The organism is Rhizobium leguminosarum (assembly GCF_019798305.1).
Taxonomy (GTDB): domain Bacteria; phylum Pseudomonadota; class Alphaproteobacteria; order Rhizobiales; family Rhizobiaceae; genus Rhizobium; species Rhizobium leguminosarum_U.
Genome location: NZ_JAAXDD010000005.1, coordinates 192,439 through 212,444, shown reverse-complemented (window position 1 = coordinate 212,444; position 20,006 = coordinate 192,439). Strand labels below are relative to the sequence as shown.

Here is a 20,006-nt window from a genome sequence, read left to right as displayed (position 1 = left end):
AGGAGAGTTTGACATGCAGGGACTTTTCTTCGAAGCGGATGCCGGCCCCCTTGTGGCGATCCGTGTCATCGTCTTGCTCTTAGGCTTCTGGACGGCCTGGCGCGCCGGCAAAGCGGTTGCCGAAGGCTGGGCCGACTATCCGTTGGTCATCGTCTATACATTCCTGCTCGCCTGGGCGATGCAGTTCCTGCATCATGCCCTGTTCAATGGTCCGATGCTCAGCGCCTTCTACTATATTCTCGACTTCGTGACGCTGCTGGTGTTCTCTACGGCCGGCTTCCGCTACCGCCGCACCAATCAGATGGTTAACAACTATTACTGGCTGTACGAAAAAACTTCCGCGTTTTCGTGGAAGGACAAACATTGACAGTCCGTTGAATCTAGGCATGAATTGCCTTCCGAGTGGAATAGCTTTCCTGGCGCAGTCAATGGTGGGTAGTGCGCTCGGCTTTGGACCGGAACCCGCCCAAAAATTGGGAGTAATAATATGAAAAAGTCTCTTCTGTCGGCGGTGGCTCTGACGGCGATGGTCGCCTTCAGCGGCAACGCGTGGGCCGACGTTCTCATCGCTGTCGCTGGTCCGCTGACTGGCCCGAACGCTGCGTTCGGCGCTCAGCTCCAGAAGGGTGCGGAGCAGGCGGTCGCCGACATCAACGCGGCTGGCGGCATCAACGGCGAGCAGATCAAGATCGAACTCGGCGACGACGTCTCCGACCCGAAGCAAGGCATTTCGGTTGCCAACAAGTTCGCTGCTGACGGCGTCAAGTTCGTCATCGGCCACTTCAACTCGGGCGTTTCGATCCCGGCTTCGGAAGTCTATGCCGAAAACGGCATCCTCGAAATCACCCCGGCCGCGACGAACCCGACCTTCACGGAACGGGGCCTCTGGAACACGTTCCGCACCTGCGGCCGTGACGACCAGCAGGGTGCCATCGCCGGCAAATATCTTGCCGATCACTTCAAGGACGCCAAGATCGCTGTCGTTCACGACAAGACCCCCTACGGTCAGGGCCTTGCCGACGAAACCAAGAAGGCTATGAACGCGGCCGGCGTCACGGAAGTCATATACGAAGGCATCAACGTCGGCGACAAGGACTTCTCGGCCCTCATCGCCAAGATGAAGGAAGCCGGCGTCTCGATCATCTATTGGGGTGGTCTGCACACCGAAGCCGGTCTCATCATCCGCCAGGCGGCTGACCAGGGCCTGAAGGCGACGCTGGTTTCGGGCGACGGTATCGTTTCGAACGAACTGGCCTCGATCGCTGGCGACGCCGTCGCCGGTACGCTGAACACCTTCGGCCCCGATCCGACGGCGAACCCTGCAAACAAGGAACTCGTCGAAAAGTTCAAGGCCGCTGGTTTCAATCCGGAAGCCTACACGCTCTATTCCTACGCTGCGATGCAGACGATCGCCGGGGCCGCCAAGGCTGCCGGTTCGCTGGATCCTGAGGCCGTTGCCAAGGCCATGAAGGAAAAGGGCCCGTTCCCGACCGTTCTCGGCGACATCTCGTTCGACGAAAAGGGCGACCCGAAGATCCCTGGCTACATCATGTACGAATGGAAGAAGGGTCCGGACGGCAAGTACAGCTACTTCCCGCAGGGCATGTAAGCCTCGCTCCCTTTTATGGGATAAGATTATCGAAGCCCGGTTCTCCGACCGGGCTTCTTTCTTTTTGCGGACGTTTCAATCTTCGCCTGGCTGGTCTAACTCTTGGCATCGTTTTGAAGCATTGAGCGGAACCCTCCATGTCCAAACCCCGCATTCTCGTCACCCGGCGCTGGCCAGCCACGGTGGAAACTGTCCTTGCCGCGCGTTTCGATGTGACGTTCAATCGTGACGATATTCCGCTCGGCGAAAACGAGCTGCGGCTGGCGCTCTCGACCTATGATGCCGTATTGCCGACGGTTTCCGATCGGTTGCCCGCCGCCATCTTCGACGGCGCCCCTGTTGTCACCAAAATCCTCGGCAATTTCGGCGTCGGCTACAATCACATCGATATATCAGCTGCCAGGGAGAGAGGCATTGCGGTCACAAACACGCCGGGCGTGCTGACCGACTGCACGGCCGATATCGCCATGCTGCTGCTGCTCTCCGTTGCCCGGCGCGGCGGTGAGGGCGAGCGGCAGGTACGCGCTGGTGAATGGAAGGGCTGGTGCCCGACGCATATGATCGGCACCAAGGTGACCGGGAAGACGGTCGGCATCATCGGTTTCGGCCGAATCGGCAAGGCCTTCGCGCAACGCTGCCATTTCGGCTTCGGTATGGATGTGGTGTTCTTCAACCGTTCGCCGATCGATCCGGCGGAGGCGGCGCCTTACGGCGCGCGGCAACTGCCGACGATCGAGGCCGTGCTGGCGGTGGCCGATTTCGTCTCGCTGCATTGCCCTGGTGGAGCAGAGAACCGACACCTGATGAATGCGGCACGGTTTGCGGCGATGAAGCCGGGCGCCTTTCTCATCAATACGGCGCGTGGCGACGTGGTGGATGAGGCGGCGCTGATTGCAGCGCTCAAGGCGGGCAAGATCCGCGGCGCCGGGCTTGACGTCTACGAGGCGGAACCTGATGTGCCGGAGGCACTGCGGCGGATGGAGAACGTCATGGTACTGCCGCATCTCGGCAGTGCTACGGAAGAGACGCGGACCGCCATGGGCATGAAGGTGGTTGACAACGTGACGGCGTTTTTCGAGGGCAGGGATGCGCCGGATCGGGTGGTTTAGCGGCTAGATGATGCCGAAAAGTGTGAGCGGTTTTCGGACGACATCATGCTCTAACTATTTTATTTAGAACAGGATTCAGACTTTAGGCCGAACAGGCTTAAAATCATCCTGTTCTAGCCTCCAACACCATCTCACATCTCGTACAGCACATGCGTGGCTTTCACGGCGGCCGAGGCCCGGTTCTCGACGCCGAGCTTCACGTAAATCTGTTCGAGGTGCTTGTTTACCGTCCGCGCCGACAGTCCCAATATTTCGCCGATGTCGCGGTTGGCCTTGCCCTTGGCGATCCAGAGCAGCACTTCGGATTCGCGCTGGGTGAGCGAAAAGCGCTGACGCAGCACCTCGTCGTCGCTGCGCTGACTGGCGGCGGTGAGGCGGAAGAGATATTCGTCAGGGCCGATTGCGCCGAGGAAGGCGAGCTGCAGCGCCGCCTGGCCGGCATGGGCGATCGAGATGATGCCGTCGCGCACCGCGGCGACGCGGTCGCGCATCCAGCCGGCGATATGGCGGACGACGATGTCCATGCCGTCGTCGCTGCCCATGGCGGCATTGACCAGCCGTGTCGCTTGCGGCGTTGACCAGTGGATGGCGCCGTCGCCCTTGACTGCCAGCAGATGGCGGCCGGCTGCGTCCAGGGCGATGCGGGCGCTTTGGGCCGAGCGAGCGTTGCGCAGATGGACGCGGATGCGGGCGCGCAGTTCATCGATGTTGATCGGCTTGCTGAGATAATCGACGCCGCCGGATTCCAGCGCGTGCACGACATGCTCGGTCTCGGTCAGGCCGGTCATGAAGACGACAGGCACCTGCGCCACCGCGGCATTCGCCTTCAGCCGGCGGCAGGTCTCGAAGCCATCCATACCCGGCATCACCGCGTCGAGCAGGATGAGATCGGGCGTGATGCGCTCGACGATACCAAGTGCTGCCGTGCCCGATGTGGCGATCAGCACGGAGAAGCCGGATTGTTCGAGCGCGTCGGTCATGAAGCCGAGGGCTTCGGCGGAGTCGTCGACGAGCAGAACGATGTCGCGGGGGAGGGCCGGCTCAGCCAATGGATTCCACCTTTTCGTCGAAGTCGTGCAGGAAGGTCATGAAGCCGGCGAGATCGAAGGCGGCGACATAGGCGCGAAGTTCCTCCGTGAATGGCTGATTTGCCTCCACCTTGGCAAGGTCCGAAAGCTTGGCTTCGATGCCTCTGATATAGCCGATCTCGCCGAGCCGCAGCAATTCCTGCACATGGGCAGCACCTGGGCTCAGCATCGGCGCTTCGATCTTGACAGGAACGGCTGGCGTGGCATCGGCATAGATCCATGTCACGCCGAGATGCAGGGCGAGCTTGTCGCGCAGCTGGCGGATGTCGACCGGCTTGCCGATCGCATCATTGTGGCTGTCGTCACTGTCGCTGAGAACGGCCGCATCACCGATATTGGCCGAGAGCATCAGCACCGGCGCCGTCTGGCCGGCCTCACGCAGACGCGAGACGAGCTGCCAGCCGTTCATGCCGGGCATCAGAATATCGACGAGGAAAAGGTCCGGCATGATGCCCTCGATCAGCGTCAGGCATTCGCCGCCGCCTGCCGCCGTCAGCACGATGAAATCGAGCGGCGCCAGGATCTCGCGCATCATCTCGCGGTGGTCCTCGTTATCGTCAACGACGACAACCGTGCGGCGCGGGCCGTCATAACCGACAATGCGCTTCTCCTGCGGCGCGGCTGCCACGGCACGCATGACGGCGGACAGCATCAGCCGGACGCGGAAGGTCGAGCCTTCGTCCTTCACGCTTGCAACCGAGATCTCGCCGCCAAGCGTATTGGTCAAAAGCCGGGTGATGGTGAGGCCGAGGCCGAGTCCCGGCATCGGCCGCACGCTTTCGGCCTCACCGCGCTGGAAGGGTTCGTAGATACGGGGCAGGTCTTTCTCCGTGATGCCGCGGCCGGTATCGGCAACGGTGAAGGTCGCGACCTGGCTGCGATAGCCGACGTCGAAGGTGACGCTGCCCTCATCAGTGAACTTGATGGCATTGGAGAGCAGATTGACGAGGATCTGGCGCAGGCGCTTTTCGTCGGTGCGGACGAATTGCGGCAAGGCCGGCGCGCGCTCATGGATGAAGGCAAGCCCCTTTGCCTGCGCCTGCGGGCGGAACATATCGACGATCTGGTCGAGGAAATCCTGGATGTTGATCTCGTTGGAATAGACCTGCAGGCGGCCGGCTTCGATCTTGGAAATATCGAGCAGGCCGTCGATCAGCCCGGAGAGGTGCTCGGCGCTGCGGCGGATGACCTTGATCGAGGATTGGCGCGGCGCCGGGATGGTCTCGTCGCGTTCGAGGATCTGGGCGTAGCCGAGCACGGCGTTCAGCGGCGTGCGTAATTCATGGCTGAGCCCGACGACATAGCGGCTCTTGGCGCGGTTGGCGGCCTCGGCGGTTTCCTTGGCGTTCTGCAAGGCGGCGTCGGTCTTCTTGTGGGCGGCGATTTCCTTGAGCAGCAGCGTGTTCTGTCTCGAGGATTCCTCCTCGGCAACGACGCGGCTGTCATGGGCGAGCACATAGAACCAGCAGACGACGCCTGAGATCACCGAGAAGACGAAGAAGACGATAAGGATGGTGCGGTTGACGACCTCGCCCGTCTCGGGCGAGGCGGAGGCGACCTGATGGGCAATCATCGCCAGGATTGCGCCGATGGCGGTCAATGCCAGCACGACGGCGATGCCGTAGCGGCCAAGGCGCGTCGTCAGCTTCCCCAGAATGGCTTCCGGTAGCAGCGCTTTGGCGACGGTGCCGACCTGCGCGTTTAAACGGGCGGCCGGCTTGCACATGTCGTGGCAGCGGCTGTCGAGCGAGCAGCAGAGCGAGCAGATCGGCGCGGCATAGGCCGGGCACCAGGCCATGTCCTCTGGCTCGAAGGGATGCTCGCAGACCGAGCAAGTGATGTTCGTCAGGTTTTTCCAGCTCTGGCGCGGCTTGCGGGCGAGATAGAACTTGCCATTCGTTGCCCAGGCGATGACAGGCGAGGCGACCAGCGCGATGACGAGGGTAATATAGGGAGCGAGCGAGGCGGCGATCTCGCCAAAGGCGCCGAAATGGGCAATCAGCGACACCGTCGCCGACAGCGTCATGGCGCCGAGGCCGACCGGGTTGATGTCGTAGAGGTGGGCACGCTTGAACTCGATGCCGGGAGGAGCCAGCCCCAGCGGCTTGTTGATGAAGAGATCGGCGGAGATCGTGCAGAGCCAGGCCATGGCGATGATCGAGAAGATGCCGAGCGTCTCCTCCAGCAGGCGGTAGATGCCGAGTTCCATCAATAGCAGGGCGATTGCGACGTTGAACACCAGCCAGATGACGCGGCCGGGATGGCTGTGGGTCAGCCGCGAGAAGAAGTTCGACCAGGCGAGCGAACCGGCATAGGCGTTCATCACATTGATCTTCAGCTGCGAGACGACGACGAAGGCGGCCATCAACAGCAGCGCGCCATTATGCCAGGGGACCATGTAGCCGAAGGCGGTCAGATACATCTGCGCCGGGTCGGCGGCGCGATCGAGGGGGACGCCCGAGGTGAAGGTCAGCACGACCAGAAATGAACCAGCGAGCAGCTTCGGCGCGCCGATGATGACCCAGCCGGGCCCGGCGAGAAAGATCGCCAGGCGGTGGCGCCACTTGCGCTGCGGGTCCGGCGGCAGGAAGCGCAGGAAGTCGGCCTGTTCGCCGATCTGCGACATCAGCGCCAGGATGACGGCGGAGGCAGCGCCGAACTCCACCAGATTGAATTCGGCGATGGTGCCGGGCGGGCCGGAGGCATGGCGGATGCCGGCAAAGGCGCGCCAGAGATCGAATTTTTCCCAGTCCAGCAGGGCGATGAAGATGAAGGGCAGGATATTCAGCACGATCCAGAAGGGCTGAGTCATCAGCTGGAACTTGCTGATCAGCCGTACGCCGTGCGTTACCAGGGGGATCACCATGACGGCGCTGATGATGTAGCCGATCCAGAGCGGGATGCCGAGGGTGAGCTCCAAGGCCCCGGACATGATCGAAGCCTCGATGGCAAACAGCATGAAGGTGAAGCTCGCATAAATCAGCGAGGTGATGGTCGAGCCGATATAGCCGAAGCCCGCGCCGCGCGTCAGCAGATCGATGTCGACGCCGTGGCGAATGGCGTAGCGGCTGATCGGCAGGCCGATCGCCAGCATGGCGATCGAGGCGACGATGATGGCGTAAAAGGCGTTGGTGGTGCCGTAGGAGAGGGTGATCGCGCCGCCGATCGCTTCCAGCGCCAGGAAGGAGATCGCGCCGATCGCCGTCTGCGAGATGCGCTGCGAGGAGAAATGGCGGGCGCTCTTGGCAGTGAAGCGCAGCGCGTAATCTTCCAGCGTCTGGTTGGCGACCCAGCGATTGTATTCGCGTCTTACCGGAATGATGCGTTGGCGCGCTGCCATGTCTTCCTTTCCGGCATTCCGGTTGGGCTCATCGTCTCTCCGGCAGTTTTGGCGGGATGGTTGGGAAAGGCAAGAGGCAGGCACCGACTGGTTCACAGAATGGCAATATTTTTGCAATTGATCTGTCACATGAGAGCTCTAACTCTCCCGGCGTTCGTTCAACCATTTCGGGTAACACCATGTCTGTTTTAAGCCTTTGCCGCCTGAGCACGGCCCTCGTCTGCCTCCTTTCGATCGTGCCATCGCTTGCCAGCGCCGAGCAGTCCACGGCGGCGAAAGCCCCTTATGCGCAGGCCGGAAACACCAACAAACGCGGTGACGCCTGCTTCTCGACGGCGGACACCAACGCGGCCGTTCACCTTCTCTCCGGCTTCCTCGAAATCTGGACCCCGCGCACGCCTTTCGTCGATGCGGGTGTCGAAGCGCCGGCCAAGGACAATTGCCCGGCGGTCGCCAAGACGGATTGGGATGGTATTCCCGCCAGCAAGACCGCCGGCCATATCGTCAACCAGGCCGTCCATGACGCCAACATCGCCTATGTCGTCAAAGCGACGCGGGCGCGGACTGCCGATCAGGCAGTGGCTGCCTATCTCGATGATCGGGCGCGGCAAGAATGCCAGCATCGTCGATGGCCTCGGTCCGCTGACGGATGCCTGGAAGGCCGGCTCGAAGCAGACCACCACGATCACCGAGGTGGCGGCCGATGCGACGACGGTCAAATATGACGACAAGGGCAATAATCGCGGTGCCGGCAGCAAGCCGGACGCGGAAAACAAGACCGATGCCAACCCGGACATGGGACTTGCAATCGACTTCATCAACGCCGCAAGCGGTGACGGCTCGACGGAGCCTGCCAAACGCTACTTCAAATATGCCCGTCCCTACCGCTGGAGCCAGGATGTATCGGTCGTCCCGACGCTGGAGCCTGCCAAGAGCGGCAAGCCGGTCGAGGACGGCGGTTTCCCGAGCGGGCATACGGCGGAAGCCTGGCGGGATGCGCTCGCCATGGCCTATCTCGTGCCGCAGCGCTTCCAGGAAATGATCACGCGCGCCAGCGAACTGGGCGAAGACCGCATCCTCGCCGGCATGCATTCTCCTCTCGACGTGATGGGCGGCCGGATGCTCGGCACCGCCACGGTCGTCTACAATCTGAACAAGGCCGATAATGCCGCGCTAAAGAACGACGCTTACGCCCAAGCGCAGGCATGGCTCGTCGCCAAATCAGGCGTTGCGGATGCGGGCGCGCTCGAGGTTGCCGCCCATGCGGCACCGCTGGCTGCAGATCGTTTCGCCGATCATGACGCCAATCGCGCTTACGTGCTGCAGCGCCTGAGCTACGGCCTGCCGACCATCCATGCGACCGATCAGCCGGCGCGTGTGCCGCAGGGCGCCGAAGCGCTTCTCGAAACGCGTCTGCCCTATCTGGACGGCGAGCAGCGCCGCGACGTGCTGAAGACGACGGAGATCGCCTCCGGCTATCCGCTGCTCGACGATGCAGAAGGTTACGGCCGTCTCAACCTTTTTGTCGCCGCCGACGGGTACGGCGCGTTCGAACAGGACGTCACCGTGACGATGGACGCGGCAAAGGGCGGTTTCAATTTGATCGATACCTGGCGGAACGACATCACCGGCAAGGGCAGGCTGGTGAAGCGCGGCGAAGGCATCCTCGGGCTGTCGGGCGCGAACAGCTATGCCGGCGGCACCGTGCTGGAAGAGGGCGCGCTGGTGGCCCTGTCGCCGTCGGCCTTCGGTCTTGGCGGGCTGACGGTTAACGGTGGTTCGCTCGTTCTGGCGACCGACAGGCCGCGGACCGTGAGCGGCGATTATCAGCAGCTCGCCAATGCCGCGGCGAAGCCGGCGCTCGGCGCGAACGGCGGAGGCACGCTGGTCGTCGAGGGCAAGGCGGCGCTTGCCGGCGACCTTAACGTGACGTTTGTCGATGGCTATGTCCTGACGCCCGGAACCAAGATCGAAATCCTGAAGGCGAGTGCCGTGACCGGTACCTTCGGCAAGTTCACCGTCTCCGGCCACAAGGCGAGCCTCTCCTACGGCCCGACATCAGTCACCTTGACGATCGACGGATAATTCCTCCGAGAAAATCGACAGGGTCTCTCCCGCGGTGGGGGATGCCACCTCTCTCCCGGTCTGCTGCCTGTTTGACCCCCGCGCCTACGTCAATCGACGTATGTGTTTTCGCGCTGCAGCACCCGATAGTTCTTTAAGCAACAGTTAATCTCCGTTTCCGGTCTGTTGCGGAACAAGAAGAGGGGAGTTCAACCAGATGAATCTCAAATCCACTATTACGGGCGCAGCGCTCGGCGCCGTCATGGCGGCGTCGGCCGCCTTCGGCGGTGCAGTTGCCGCCGATGACACGATCAAGGTCGGCATTCTGCACTCGCTCTCCGGCACCATGGCCATCTCCGAGACCACGCTCAAGGACGCCATGCTGATGCTCATCGACCAGCAGAACAAGAAAGGCGGCCTTCTCGGCAAGAAGCTTGAGGCCGTCGTCGTCGACCCGGCTTCCGACTGGCCGCTGTTTGCCGAAAAGGCACGTGAGCTGATCCAGAAGGACAAGGTTGCCGCCGTCTTCGGTTGCTGGACGTCCTCGTCGCGCAAGTCCGTTCTGCCGGTTTTCGAAGAGACCAACTCGATCCTCTTCTACCCGGTCCAGTATGAAGGCGAAGAGTCCTCGCGCAACATCTTCTACACCGGCGCTGCTCCGAACCAGCAGGCCATTCCTGCTGTCGACTACCTGATGGAAAAAGAAGGCGTCAAGCGCTTCGTTCTCGAAGGTACGGACTACGTCTATCCGCGCACGACCAACAAGATTCTCGAGGCATACCTGATTTCGAAGGGTATTCCGAAAGAAGACATCATGACCAACTACACGCCGTTCGGCTTCTCCGACTGGCAGACCGAAGTTTCCAAGATCAAGGAATTCGGTTCGGCCGGCAAGAAGACCGCCGTCGTCTCTACGATCAACGGCGATGCCAACGTTCCGTTCTACAAGGAACTGGGCAACAAGGGCATCAAGGCAACCGACATCCCCGTCGTCGCCTTCTCGGTCGGCGAAGAAGAGCTTGCCGGCCTCGACACCAAGCCGCTCGTCGGCCATCTCGCTGCCTGGAACTACTTCGAATCGGTCGAAAGCTCGGCCAACAAGAAGTTCATCAAGGACTGGCACGCTTTCACCAAGAACGACAAGCGCGTGACGAACGACCCGATGGAAGCTGCGTATATCGGCTTCAACGCATGGGTTAAGGCCGTCCAGGCTGCCGGCACGACCGATACCGACAAGGTTCTCGACACCATTATCGGCGTCAGCGTTCCGAACCTCTCGGGCGGCTATGCGACCGTCATGCCGAACCACCACATCACCAAGCCGGTGCTGATCGGTGAAATCCAGGCCGACGGCCAGTTCGAAATCGTACAGCAGACACCTGCCGTCGTCGGCGACGAATGGTCAGATTTTCTGCCTGACTCCAAGGATCTGATCTCCGATTGGCGCAAGCCGATGTCCTGCGGCAACTTCAACGTCGCTACGGGCAAGTGCGGTGGCAAGGGCTCCTGAGTACGACCCCGATCCGATGATTGCATGAAGGATTCCGTCCGGGTTTGATCCCGGGCGGAAGCTCCGTCCCAGCGATTGCGCCGCGAGGCCAACACTATCAAGGGCGAGAAAGCCGATGTATCGCGCCATAAAGATTTTCCTCATCACGGTTTGCCTGACATTTTCGGGCTTGGCATTTTCGGGCGTGATGATCTCGAGCGAAGTCCAGGCCCAGGACGATATCCACGTGCTCATCGACGCGCTCGGCGTCGGCGATTTCCCGGAACGCGAAGCGGCCATCAAGGCGCTGGTCGCTTCCAAGGATCCGCATGTCAGCCAGATCCTGCAGCAGTTGAGCGACGGCCTTCTCTACGTCAATTCCGATGGCGGCCCGGTTCTCCTCCGGGGCGGTACCGATGACGAACCGACCTATTCCGATCCGATCACCGGCGAAGCCGCTGCCGATGTCGATCCGGACCTGATGACGAAGGTGAAGATCAACAACGCGCTTCGCGGCGTTATCGGTGCCGCCACCAGTCAGCTGACGCTGATGAGCCCGGATCGTTCCGCGCGGCTTGCCGCGGCGCAGGGCCTCCTGAAAGATGCCGATCCCGCCAATCTCGACCTGCTGAACTCGGCGCTTGTGGCCGAAAAGGACGTTGAGATCAAGAATACGATGGAAGCGGCGCGCGCAGTGCTGCTGCTCAAGACGGATGCGAGCGTCGAAGACAAGAAGGCTGCGATCGATACGATCGCGGCGCGCGGCAATCGCGATGCGCTGACCATCCTCACGACCACACTCGAAACCGCGCCTGACGACCTGAAGCCGGCGATCCAGGCGGATATCAGCGCCATCAATCGCAGCCTGGCGCTGTGGGGTATCGTCCAGAACATCTGGTACGGATTGTCTCTCGGCTCGGTACTGCTGCTTGCCGCGATCGGCCTCGCCATCACCTTCGGCGTCATGGGCGTCATCAACATGGCGCATGGCGAAATGGTGATGATCGGCGCCTACACCACCTATGTGGTGCAGGAATACATTACCTCCGCCTTTCCTGAACTTGCCGATTATTCGCTGGCCTTTGCCGTGCCTGCGGCCTTCGTCTTTACCGGCTTCGTCGGTCTGGTGATCGAGCGCGCCGTCATCCGCTATCTCTACGGCCGGCCGCTCGAAACGCTGCTCGCCACCTGGGGCGTGTCGCTCATCCTGCAGCAGGCAGTGCGCAGCATCTTCGGCCCGACCAACCGCGAGGTCCGCAATCCGACCTGGATGTCCGGCGTCTTCGATCTCGGCGGGCTCTCCATCACCTGGAACCGACTGTGGATCATCGTCTTTTCGATGGTGGTCTTTGTGGCGCTGCTCCTGCTGCTCAAACGGTCCGCCTTCGGCCTGCAGATGCGTGCCGTTACGCAGAACCGGCGCATGGCGTCGTCGATGGGCATCCGCACCGGCTGGGTCGATGCCTTCACCTTCGCGCTCGGCTCGGGCATTGCCGGCATTGCCGGCGTGGCGCTCAGCCAGATCGACAATGTCTCGCCGAACCTCGGTCAATCCTACATCATCGACAGCTTCATGGTCGTCGTCTTCGGCGGTGTCGGCAATCTCTGGGGTACACTCGTCGGTGCACTCTCGCTCGGCGTCGTCAACAAGTTCCTCGAGCCCTTCGCCGGCGCCGTGCTCGGCAAGATCCTGGTGCTCGTCCTCATCATTCTCTTCATCCAGAAGCGTCCCCGCGGGCTCTTCGCACTCAAAGGAAGGGCGGTGGAAGCATGATAACGGCCTTCCTTCTCCGATCACTCGATCGCAAGATCGTCATTGCCATCGCCCTCCTGCTTCTGGTCGCCGTCCTTGTGCCGGTCCTGAACCTGATGACGGGGCCGAGCAATCCGCTGCACGTGCCGACTTATATCATGTCGCTGTTCGGCAAGTATCTGACCTATGCGCTGCTGGCGCTGGCGCTTGATCTCGTCTGGGGCTTCTGCGGCATCCTCTCCCTCGGCCACGGTGCCTTCTTTGCGCTCGGCGGCTATGCGATGGGCATGTATCTGATGCGCCAGATCGGCACGCGCGGCAGCTACGGAGATCCGATCCTGCCCGACTTCATGGTGTTCCTGAACTGGAAGGATCTGCCCTGGTTCTGGTTCGGCTTCAACCATTTCTGGTTTGCGGCGCTGATGGTGCTCGTCGTGCCCGGCCTGCTCGCCTTCGTCTTCGGCTGGTTTGCCTTCCGCTCACGCGTCAACGGCGTCTATCTCTCGATCATCACCCAGGCGATGACCTATGCGCTGCTGCTGGCCTTCTTCCGCAACGACATGGGCTTCGGCGGCAATAACGGCCTTACCGATTTCAAGGACATTATCGGTTTTAACGTCCAGGCTGACGGCACGCGTGCAGTCCTCTTTGCGGCAACTGCGATCTTCCTGGCTCTATCGCTGCTGATCGCCTCGGCGATCGTGCGCTCGAAGTTCGGCAAGGTGCTGGTCGGCGTACGCGATGCTGAAAGCCGCACGCGCTTCCTCGGCTACCGCGTCGAGCATTTCAAGCTCTTCACTTTCGTCGTCTCGGCGATGATGGCCGGTATTGCCGGCGCGCTCTACGTGCCGCAGGTCGGCATCATCAATCCCGGCGAATTCGCGCCTGCCAATTCGATCGAAGTCGTCATCTGGACGGCGGTCGGCGGGCGGGCGACGTTGATCGGGCCGATCATCGGCGCGATCCTCGTCAACGGCGGCAAGACGATCTTCACCGGCCTCTTCCCGGAGTTCTGGCTGTTCGCGCTCGGTGGCCTCTTCGTTGCCGTCACGCTGCTTCTGCCCAAGGGTGTCGTCGGCACGATTGCGCAATATCTCGGCAAGCGGAAGGTCGTCTCCAAGGCGGCCCCGCTGGCGGCTGAGGAAGACGGTATCGAGCCGAAAATCCAGGCAGCGGAGTGAGCGCCATGATCCCCGACGACAAACCCACCAGCGTGCTTTACCTCAACGGCGTCTCGGTTTCCTTCGACGGCTTCAAGGCGCTGAATTCGCTGTCGATCGTCATCGAACCCGGTGAACTCAGAGCCATCATCGGCCCGAACGGCGCTGGCAAGACGACGATGATGGACATCATCACCGGCAAGACCAGGCCCGACGAGGGCGAGGTGTTCTTCAACGGCACGATCGATCTTACCAAGAAGGACGAGGCCGATATCGCCCAGCTCGGCATCGGTCGTAAATTCCAGAAGCCGACCGTCTTCGAAAGCCATACGGTCTGGGACAATCTGGAGCTGGCGCTGAACCGCCGTCGCGGCGTGTTCTCGACCCTGTTCTACCGGCTTTTGGGCGAGGACAAGGCGCGCATCGAGGAGATCCTCGAAACCGTGCGGCTGACGCATCGCCGCGACGAATTCGCCGCCAATCTCTCGCATGGGCAGAAGCAATGGCTGGAGATCGGCATGCTGCTGGCGCAGGAGCCGAAGCTCCTGCTCGTCGACGAGCCGGTGGCCGGCATGACCGATGCGGAGACGGCGGAAACGGCGATCCTGCTCAAGGATATCGCCAAAACCCGGTCGGTCGTCGTCGTTGAACATGACATGGGCTTCATCCGAGACCTCGGCGTCAAGGTGACCTGCCTTGCTGAAGGATCGGTGTTGGCGGAAGGCTCGATCGACTTTGTGAGTTCGGATCCGAAGGTTATCGAGAATTATTTGGGGCGGTGAGGGTCGTGTTTGCCGGATGCCCCTCACCCTAACCCTCTCCCCGTAAACGGGGCGAGGGGACGTGCCATGCGAGAGGTGGACGAGGGACGGACAGGTCGCGGCATATTCCCTTCTCCCCGCAAGCGGGGAGAAGGTGGCGGCAGCCGGATGAGGGGCAGCGGCCTGCTCAGACAGCAGTTTGAATGTAAAGGGAAACCGATGCTGACAGTCGAAAACGCAAACCTCCACTACGGCGCCGCTCAGGCGCTGCGCGGCATCTCGATCAAAGCGGAGATGGGCAAGATCACCTGCGTGCTGGGGCGTAACGGCGTGGGGAAGAGTTCTCTTCTTCGCGCCGTTACCGGCCAGCATCCGCTGTCGGCGGGCACCGTCACCTTCAATGACACCAGGCTCAACGGCCTGCCGCCCTTTGCCCGCGCCAAGCAGGGCATCGGCTATGTGCCGCAGGGGCGCGAGATCTTCCCGCTGCTCACCGTCAAAGAAAATCTCGAAACCGGCTTTGCTCCGCTTGGCCGCCGCGACCGCAACATCCCCGATGACATCTTCAGTCTCTTCCCGGTGCTGAAGTCGATGTTGTCACGTCGCGGCGGCGATCTTTCTGGCGGGCAGCAGCAGCAGCTGGCGATCGGGCGGGCCATGGTGACGCGGCCTCGGATTCTCGTGCTCGACGAGCCGACCGAGGGCATTCAGCCATCGATCATCAAGGATATCGGCCGGGCGATCCGCTATCTGCGCGACTCCACCGGCATGGCGATCCTGCTCGTCGAGCAGTATCTCGATTTCTGCCGCGAGCTTGCCGACTATGTCTACATCATGGACCGCGGCGAAATCGTGCATAAAGGGCTTGCCGAGACCCTGGATACGCCGGAGGCCCGCCGCCACTTGACTGTCTGACTGTCTGACTGTCTGGCTGGCAGATGCCGCATTTTGCAGCAGAGGGCGCGGCGTCCTGGAAAACCTTCCGCCGCCGCCAGAGGTCTGCTCGGGGCGGCATAGGAATTGCTTGCTTTCCGCTATCCGCGCGCTTGAATGAAAACCATGGGCGCGACCGAAAGGGACGATATGACGATTGCGGCGGCAGGCACGAGACCGCAAAGAGCGGAAGGGCGGGGGCATCTGGCGGCAAAGCTGTTCGATGGCCGCTCGCGCATTCGTGAACTCTATCAGGAGGGGGCAGCGAAAATCCGCCTGCCCGATACCTTCGATGCCTCCATGGAAGCCGTCATCATCAATACCGCTGGCGGTTTGACAGGCGGCGATCGGATGGATTGGAGCGTGGATGCGGGCGCCGGCACGCGCATCGACGTCACCACTCAGGCTTGCGAGAAGATCTACAAGGCATCGGCCGGCATCGCCGAGGTGGCGACCAGCATCAAGGTCGGAGCCCAAGCCCGCGTCGACTGGCTGCCGCAGGAAACGATCCTCTTCGACCGGGCCGCACTTTTCCGCCGGCTGGACGTCGATCTTGACGAGAGCGCCGAATTTCTGGCTGTCGAAGCCGTGCTGCTCGGCCGCAAGGCGATGGGTGAGGCGGTGGTATCAGGGCTCTTCCGCGACCGCTGGCGCATCCGCCGCTCGGGTCAACTGATCCATGCCGAGGAACTCAGACTTTCCGAAGGCGTGGCGGCGCTGGCGGCGCGGCAGGCCGTGCTCGGCGGACAGGTGGCCTTTGCGACGTTGCTTTATGCCGGGCCGTTTTCAGAAGCCTATCTCGGCAAGGTCCGGCCGCTCGTCGAAGGATCGATGGGCGGCGCGAGCGCTTGGAATGGCAAGCTCGTCGTCCGCCTTGCCGCAGCCGACGGCTTCTCGCTCAGAAAAATCCTGATCCCGGTCATTTCCGCCTTGCGCAATGGTGCGCCTGTGCCGAAAGTCTGGAATCTATGAACTTAAGCAATTGGACAAGCAGATGGACAAGCGATGAACCTCACTCCGAGAGAAAAAGACAAGCTGTTGATTTCGATGGCGGCGATGGTGGCGCGGCGGCGGCTGGAGCGCGGCGTCAAGCTGAACTATCCCGAAGCGATCGCGTTGATCAGCGACTTCGTCGTCGAAGGCGCCCGCGACGGCCGCCCGGTTGCCGAACTGATGGAAGCCGGCGCCCATGTGATCGGCCGCGACCAGGTGATGGAGGGGATTGCAGAGATGATCCACGACGTGCAGGTGGAGGCGACGTTCCCGGATGGAACCAAGCTCGTCACTGTGCACGAGCCGATCCGTTGAGGAGATAGGAATGCTCGAGCTCAGGCCTAATTGCGAATGCTGCGACAAGGATCTGCCGCCTGATAGCATTGAGGCACGGATTTGCACCTATGAATGCACCTTCTGCGCCGATTGCGTGGACGGCGTGCTGAAGGGTGTCTGTCCGAACTGCGGCGGCAATCTCGTCGCGAGGCCTATTCGGCCGGCGGCCATGCTCGCCAAAAATCCGGCATCGACGAAGCGCGTACTGAAGGCCGAGGGCTGCGCGCCCAAGGCGGCTTAAGGAGGACGAGATGATTCCAGGCGAGATCATTGCCGCAAGCGGCGACATCGAACTGAATGCCGGCGCGCCGACGGTGACGCTGGAGGTTTCCAATACGGGCGATCGGCCGGTGCAGGTCGGCAGCCACTATCATTTCGCCGAGACCAATGCCGGGCTTTCCTTCGATCGCGCGGTCGCACACGGCAAACGGCTCGATATTCCGGCGGGGACGGCGGTGCGCTTCGAGCCGGGGCAGACGCGCTCGGTGACGCTGATCCCGCTTTCCGGCAAGCGCGAGGTCTACGGTTTCCGTCAGCTGGTGATGGGCAAGCTTTAAGAACAAAATACGGGAGAAGTGCATGCGCTTGAATATCTGCCTCGTCGGGGCGGCGATGCTGCTGACGGCAGGTGCTGCCTCTGCTCAGGATATGGATTGCAACAATCCCAAGACGCAATCGGACATGACTGGTTGCGAGGCGGCGCGCCACGAGACTGCCGACAAGGCGCTGAATGCGCAATATAAGAAGACGCGCGCGGCCCTGGCGGCGATCGACAAGGATCTGGATGGCGACATGAAGGGCGCAGAGCAGGCGCTGGTCAAGGCGCAGCGCGCCTGGATCGACTATCGCGACGCCGAATGCGACGCCTTTGGATTTCAGGCCCGTGGCAGCACGATGGAGCCGATGCTGGTCGCCGGGTGTCTCGCCGACATTACGGACAAACGCACGAAAGAGCTGAAAGAGCTCGAAGATACGATGAGCAACTAGGGTGATCAGGAAAATCATGATCGTCGGCAATGGCGACATTGAGGAGGGCGGGGCTGGCATCATCGATGCCGCCGATATTGTCATCCGCTTCAATGATTGCCGCTCCTATGGCGCCGGCGGCAGCCGCACGGATGCCGTCGCGGTCTGCAACACCGGCAGGCCGGCAAAGGCGATGCTCGGTTCGCGTGAGTGGCGCGCCCATCCGGGCGTCGTTTCGGCTGGCGAAATCTGGAGCGTGCGCGACCCGGAAAAATTCGCCGCGATGCGGGCGCCGCTTGTCGTCTCTCATCCGGAACTTGATGATTTCTGCGACGACTATACCACTGAGTTCAGCGCCTTCTGCGCAGACACCGGCAAAACGCACGTGATCATCAGCAAATCGGTTCACGAGGCCGTGGATGCGTCGCTTTCGGCGTTTTCTCCAGCGCCCTATGTCGTGCCGAGCAGCGGGATGATCGTCATTGCCGAGGTGCTGAACACATATGCCGAGGCCGAGGCGACACTTGCCGGCTTTGGCCACGTCGGCTGGGAATGGCACCCGTTTTCGGCCGAACGACAGCTTGTCGATAGCTATATTGCCGCTGGCCGCCTCAAGCGGCTCGGCGGAGAAACACTCGTCTCTTCCTCCCAAGGAGCCTGATAGATGCCCTACAAGATCTCGCGCGCCGCCTACGCCGGCATGTTTGGACCGACTGCCGGCGACAAGGTGCGCCTTGCCGATACTGAGCTCTTCATCGAGATCGAGCAGGATTTCACCACCTATGGCGAGGAGGTGAAGTTCGGCGGCGGCAAGGTGATCCGCGACGGCATGGGACAGAGCCAGGTGACGCGGGCGGATGGCGCGGTCGATACGGTCATCACCAATGCGGTGATCGTCGATCATTCGGGCATCTACAAAGCCGATATCGGCCTCAAGGACGGACGTATCGTCGCCATCGGCAAGGCCGGTAATCCCGACATGCAGCCGGGGGTCAACATCATCGTCGGCCCCGGCACGGAGGCGATCGCTGCCGAAGGCAAGATCGTCACCGCTGGCGGCATGGACAGCCATATCCATTTCATCGCACCGCAGCAGATCGAGGAAGCGCTGATGAGCGGCATGACCTGCATGCTGGGCGGCGGCACGGGACCGGCGCACGGCACGCTTGCCACCACCTGCACGCCCGGTCCCTGGCATCTGGCGCGCATGATCGAGGCGGCCGACGCCTTCCCGATGAACCTTGCCTTTGCCGGCAAGGGCAATGCTTCGCTGCCAGGGGCGCTGACCGAAATGGTGCTGGCCGGCGCCACGTCGCTGAAGCTGCACGAGGATTGGGGCACGACACCAGGCGCCATCGACTGCTGCCTGTCGGTTGCCGACGAATACGACGTGCAGGTGATGATCCACACCGATACGCTGAATGAAAGCGGCTTCGTCGAGGATACGATCGGCGCCATCAAGGGCCGCACCATCCATGCCTTCCACACGGAGGGAGCCGGCGGCGGGCATGCACCTGACATCATCAAGATCTGCGGCCAGCCGAACGTCATCCCGTCGTCGACCAATCCGACGCGTCCCTATACGGTCAATACCATCGCCGAGCATCTCGACATGCTGATGGTCTGCCACCATCTGTCGCCGTCGATCCCCGAAGATATCGCCTTTGCCGAAAGCCGGATCCGCAGGGAGACGATCGCCGCCGAAGACATCCTGCACGATATCGGCGCCTTCTCGATCATCTCGTCCGACAGCCAGGCCATGGGCCGCGTCGGCGAGGTGGCGATCCGCACCTGGCAGACGGCCGACAAGATGAAGCGTCAGCGCGGCCGGCTGAAGGAGGAAAATGGCGACAACGACAATTTCCGCGTCCGCCGCTATATCGCCAAATATACGATCAACCCGGCGATCGCCCATGGTCTCAGCCGTGAGATCGGCTCGGTCGAAGTCGGCAAACGCGCCGACCTTGTGCTGTGGAATCCTGCCTTCTTCGGCGTGAAGCCCGATATGGTGCTGCTCGGTGGGTCGATCGCGGCCGCGCCGATGGGTGATCCGAACGCCTCGATCCCGACGCCGCAGCCGGTACACTACCGGCCGATGTTTGCCTCCTATGGCAAGAGCCTCACCAATTCCTCCGTCACCTTCGTCAGCCAGGCCTCGCTCGATGCCGGCCTGAAGGGCCGGCTCGGCGTTGCCAAGGAACTGGTCGCGGTGAAGAATACGCGCGGCGGCATCTCCAAGGCATCGATGATCCATAACGACCTGACACCCGAGATCGAGGTCGATCCGGAGACCTACGAAGTCAGGGCGAACGGCGAATTGCTGACATGCGAGCCGGCGACGGTGCTGCCGATGGCGCAGCGCTATTTCCTGTTCTAAGCCCACGCCCATGTGCGATGGACGGCGG

17 protein-coding genes and 1 pseudogene are annotated in these 20,006 nt (G+C 61.9%); 16 read left to right on the top strand and 2 right to left on the bottom strand.

Translation table 11 applies throughout. The annotated features are described in order from the left end of the window. The first annotated feature begins 13 nt into the window (after window positions 1–13). From HFO99_RS11110 to HFO99_RS11100, 3 genes are all read left to right on the top strand, one after another. Window positions 14–367 (top strand): DUF6867 family protein, encoded by a 354-nt coding sequence (locus HFO99_RS11110; protein ID WP_222252305.1) that lies wholly within the window; start codon window positions 14–16, stop codon window positions 365–367. Between the two features lie 120 nt (window positions 368–487). Beyond that, window positions 488–1,609, top strand: a complete 1,122-nt coding sequence (locus tag HFO99_RS11105; RefSeq protein WP_017965836.1) for a branched-chain amino acid ABC transporter substrate-binding protein — start codon at window positions 488–490, stop codon at window positions 1,607–1,609. A 137-nt stretch (window positions 1,610–1,746) separates the two neighbouring features. Further along, window positions 1,747–2,718 (top strand): 2-hydroxyacid dehydrogenase, encoded by a 972-nt coding sequence (locus HFO99_RS11100; protein WP_222361186.1) that lies wholly within the window; start codon window positions 1,747–1,749, stop codon window positions 2,716–2,718. Between the two features lie 131 nt (window positions 2,719–2,849). On the opposite strand, the gene HFO99_RS11095 is transcribed toward HFO99_RS11100, so the two are convergent. Together HFO99_RS11095 and HFO99_RS11090 are read right to left on the bottom strand one after the other, a co-directional pair. Continuing rightward, entirely contained in the window at window positions 2,850–3,767 is a 918-nt protein-coding gene (locus HFO99_RS11095) for a DNA-binding response regulator (protein ID WP_221949943.1), read from the bottom strand. Then, window positions 3,760–7,146: an ATP-binding protein gene (locus HFO99_RS11090; RefSeq protein ID WP_222361184.1), complete on the bottom strand. Its 3,387-nt coding sequence runs from the start codon at window positions 7,144–7,146 to the stop codon at window positions 3,760–3,762. Before HFO99_RS11090 ends, HFO99_RS11095 begins: the two co-directional genes overlap by 8 nt. Before the next feature lie 179 nt (window positions 7,147–7,325). Here HFO99_RS11090 and HFO99_RS11085 point away from each other — a divergent pair. The 13 genes and pseudogenes from HFO99_RS11085 to ureC all read left to right on the top strand — a co-directional run bounded on the left by HFO99_RS11085 (window position 7,326) and on the right by ureC (window position 19,978). Beyond that, window positions 7,326–9,231, top strand: a pseudogene (locus HFO99_RS11085) (phosphatase PAP2 family protein). Window positions 9,232–9,427: 196 nt separating this feature from the next. After that, a complete protein-coding gene (gene urtA / locus HFO99_RS11080) occupies window positions 9,428–10,720 on the top strand; it encodes an urea ABC transporter substrate-binding protein (protein ID WP_168343773.1) in 1,293 nt (430 codons plus the stop codon). Window positions 10,721–10,835: 115 nt separating this feature from the next. Then, window positions 10,836–12,473, top strand: coding sequence for an urea ABC transporter permease subunit UrtB (gene urtB, locus HFO99_RS11075; protein ID WP_222361180.1), 1,638 nt, complete (start codon window positions 10,836–10,838; stop codon window positions 12,471–12,473). Next, complete coding sequence (gene urtC / locus HFO99_RS11070; RefSeq protein ID WP_164053776.1) at window positions 12,470–13,633, top strand: urea ABC transporter permease subunit UrtC; 1,164 nt, start codon at window positions 12,470–12,472, stop codon at window positions 13,631–13,633. The genes urtB and urtC overlap by 4 nt, the downstream gene beginning before the upstream one ends. A gap of 5 nt (window positions 13,634–13,638) precedes the next feature. Beyond that, window positions 13,639–14,394, top strand: a complete 756-nt coding sequence (gene urtD, locus HFO99_RS11065; RefSeq protein ID WP_222361178.1) for an urea ABC transporter ATP-binding protein UrtD — start codon at window positions 13,639–13,641, stop codon at window positions 14,392–14,394. Window positions 14,395–14,592: 198 nt separating this feature from the next. Then, window positions 14,593–15,288, top strand: a complete 696-nt coding sequence (gene urtE, locus HFO99_RS11060; RefSeq protein WP_222361176.1) for an urea ABC transporter ATP-binding subunit UrtE — start codon at window positions 14,593–14,595, stop codon at window positions 15,286–15,288. Between the two features lie 168 nt (window positions 15,289–15,456). Beyond that, window positions 15,457–16,278, top strand: coding sequence for an urease accessory protein UreD (locus tag HFO99_RS11055; protein ID WP_222361349.1), 822 nt, complete (start codon window positions 15,457–15,459; stop codon window positions 16,276–16,278). A 33-nt stretch (window positions 16,279–16,311) separates the two neighbouring features. Continuing rightward, window positions 16,312–16,614, top strand: coding sequence for an urease subunit gamma (locus tag HFO99_RS11050; RefSeq protein ID WP_003561955.1), 303 nt, complete (start codon window positions 16,312–16,314; stop codon window positions 16,612–16,614). 10 nt (window positions 16,615–16,624) lie between these two features. Further along, window positions 16,625–16,876: a DUF1272 domain-containing protein gene (locus tag HFO99_RS11045; RefSeq protein ID WP_018493803.1), complete on the top strand. Its 252-nt coding sequence runs from the start codon at window positions 16,625–16,627 to the stop codon at window positions 16,874–16,876. A 10-nt stretch (window positions 16,877–16,886) separates the two neighbouring features. Then, complete coding sequence (locus HFO99_RS11040) at window positions 16,887–17,192, top strand: urease subunit beta (protein ID WP_003561953.1); 306 nt, start codon at window positions 16,887–16,889, stop codon at window positions 17,190–17,192. 22 nt (window positions 17,193–17,214) lie between these two features. Next, complete coding sequence (locus HFO99_RS11035) at window positions 17,215–17,622, top strand: lysozyme inhibitor LprI family protein (protein WP_222361174.1); 408 nt, start codon at window positions 17,215–17,217, stop codon at window positions 17,620–17,622. 16 nt (window positions 17,623–17,638) lie between these two features. Then, window positions 17,639–18,262, top strand: a complete 624-nt coding sequence (locus HFO99_RS11030) for a Urease operon accessory protein (protein WP_222361348.1) — start codon at window positions 17,639–17,641, stop codon at window positions 18,260–18,262. 3 nt (window positions 18,263–18,265) lie between these two features. Further along, window positions 18,266–19,978: an urease subunit alpha gene (gene ureC, locus HFO99_RS11025; RefSeq protein WP_222361172.1), complete on the top strand. Its 1,713-nt coding sequence runs from the start codon at window positions 18,266–18,268 to the stop codon at window positions 19,976–19,978. Window positions 19,979–20,006: the final 28 nt, after the last annotated feature.

Excerpts from the sequence above, each read along its gene's own strand:
- HFO99_RS11110 (WP_222252305.1), top strand. The coding sequence starts at position 14 with ATGCAGGGACTTTTCTTCGAAGCGGATGCCGGCCCCCTTGTGGCGATC.
- HFO99_RS11105 (WP_017965836.1), top strand. The coding sequence starts at position 488 with ATGAAAAAGTCTCTTCTGTCGGCGGTGGCTCTGACGGCGATGGTCGCC.
- HFO99_RS11100 (WP_222361186.1), top strand. The coding sequence starts at position 1,747 with ATGTCCAAACCCCGCATTCTCGTCACCCGGCGCTGGCCAGCCACGGTG.
- HFO99_RS11090 (WP_222361184.1), bottom strand. The coding sequence starts at position 7,146 with ATGGCAGCGCGCCAACGCATCATTCCGGTAAGACGCGAATACAATCGC.
- urtA (WP_168343773.1), top strand. The coding sequence starts at position 9,428 with ATGAATCTCAAATCCACTATTACGGGCGCAGCGCTCGGCGCCGTCATG.
- urtB (WP_222361180.1), top strand. The coding sequence starts at position 10,836 with ATGTATCGCGCCATAAAGATTTTCCTCATCACGGTTTGCCTGACATTT.
- urtC (WP_164053776.1), top strand. The coding sequence starts at position 12,470 with ATGATAACGGCCTTCCTTCTCCGATCACTCGATCGCAAGATCGTCATT.
- urtD (WP_222361178.1), top strand. The coding sequence starts at position 13,639 with ATGATCCCCGACGACAAACCCACCAGCGTGCTTTACCTCAACGGCGTC.
- urtE (WP_222361176.1), top strand. The coding sequence starts at position 14,593 with ATGCTGACAGTCGAAAACGCAAACCTCCACTACGGCGCCGCTCAGGCG.
- HFO99_RS11055 (WP_222361349.1), top strand. The coding sequence starts at position 15,457 with ATGACGATTGCGGCGGCAGGCACGAGACCGCAAAGAGCGGAAGGGCGG.
- HFO99_RS11050 (WP_003561955.1), top strand. The coding sequence starts at position 16,312 with ATGAACCTCACTCCGAGAGAAAAAGACAAGCTGTTGATTTCGATGGCG.
- HFO99_RS11045 (WP_018493803.1), top strand. The coding sequence starts at position 16,625 with ATGCTCGAGCTCAGGCCTAATTGCGAATGCTGCGACAAGGATCTGCCG.
- HFO99_RS11040 (WP_003561953.1), top strand. The coding sequence starts at position 16,887 with ATGATTCCAGGCGAGATCATTGCCGCAAGCGGCGACATCGAACTGAAT.
- HFO99_RS11035 (WP_222361174.1), top strand. The coding sequence starts at position 17,215 with ATGCGCTTGAATATCTGCCTCGTCGGGGCGGCGATGCTGCTGACGGCA.
- HFO99_RS11030 (WP_222361348.1), top strand. The coding sequence starts at position 17,639 with ATGATCGTCGGCAATGGCGACATTGAGGAGGGCGGGGCTGGCATCATC.
- ureC (WP_222361172.1), top strand. The coding sequence starts at position 18,266 with ATGCCCTACAAGATCTCGCGCGCCGCCTACGCCGGCATGTTTGGACCG.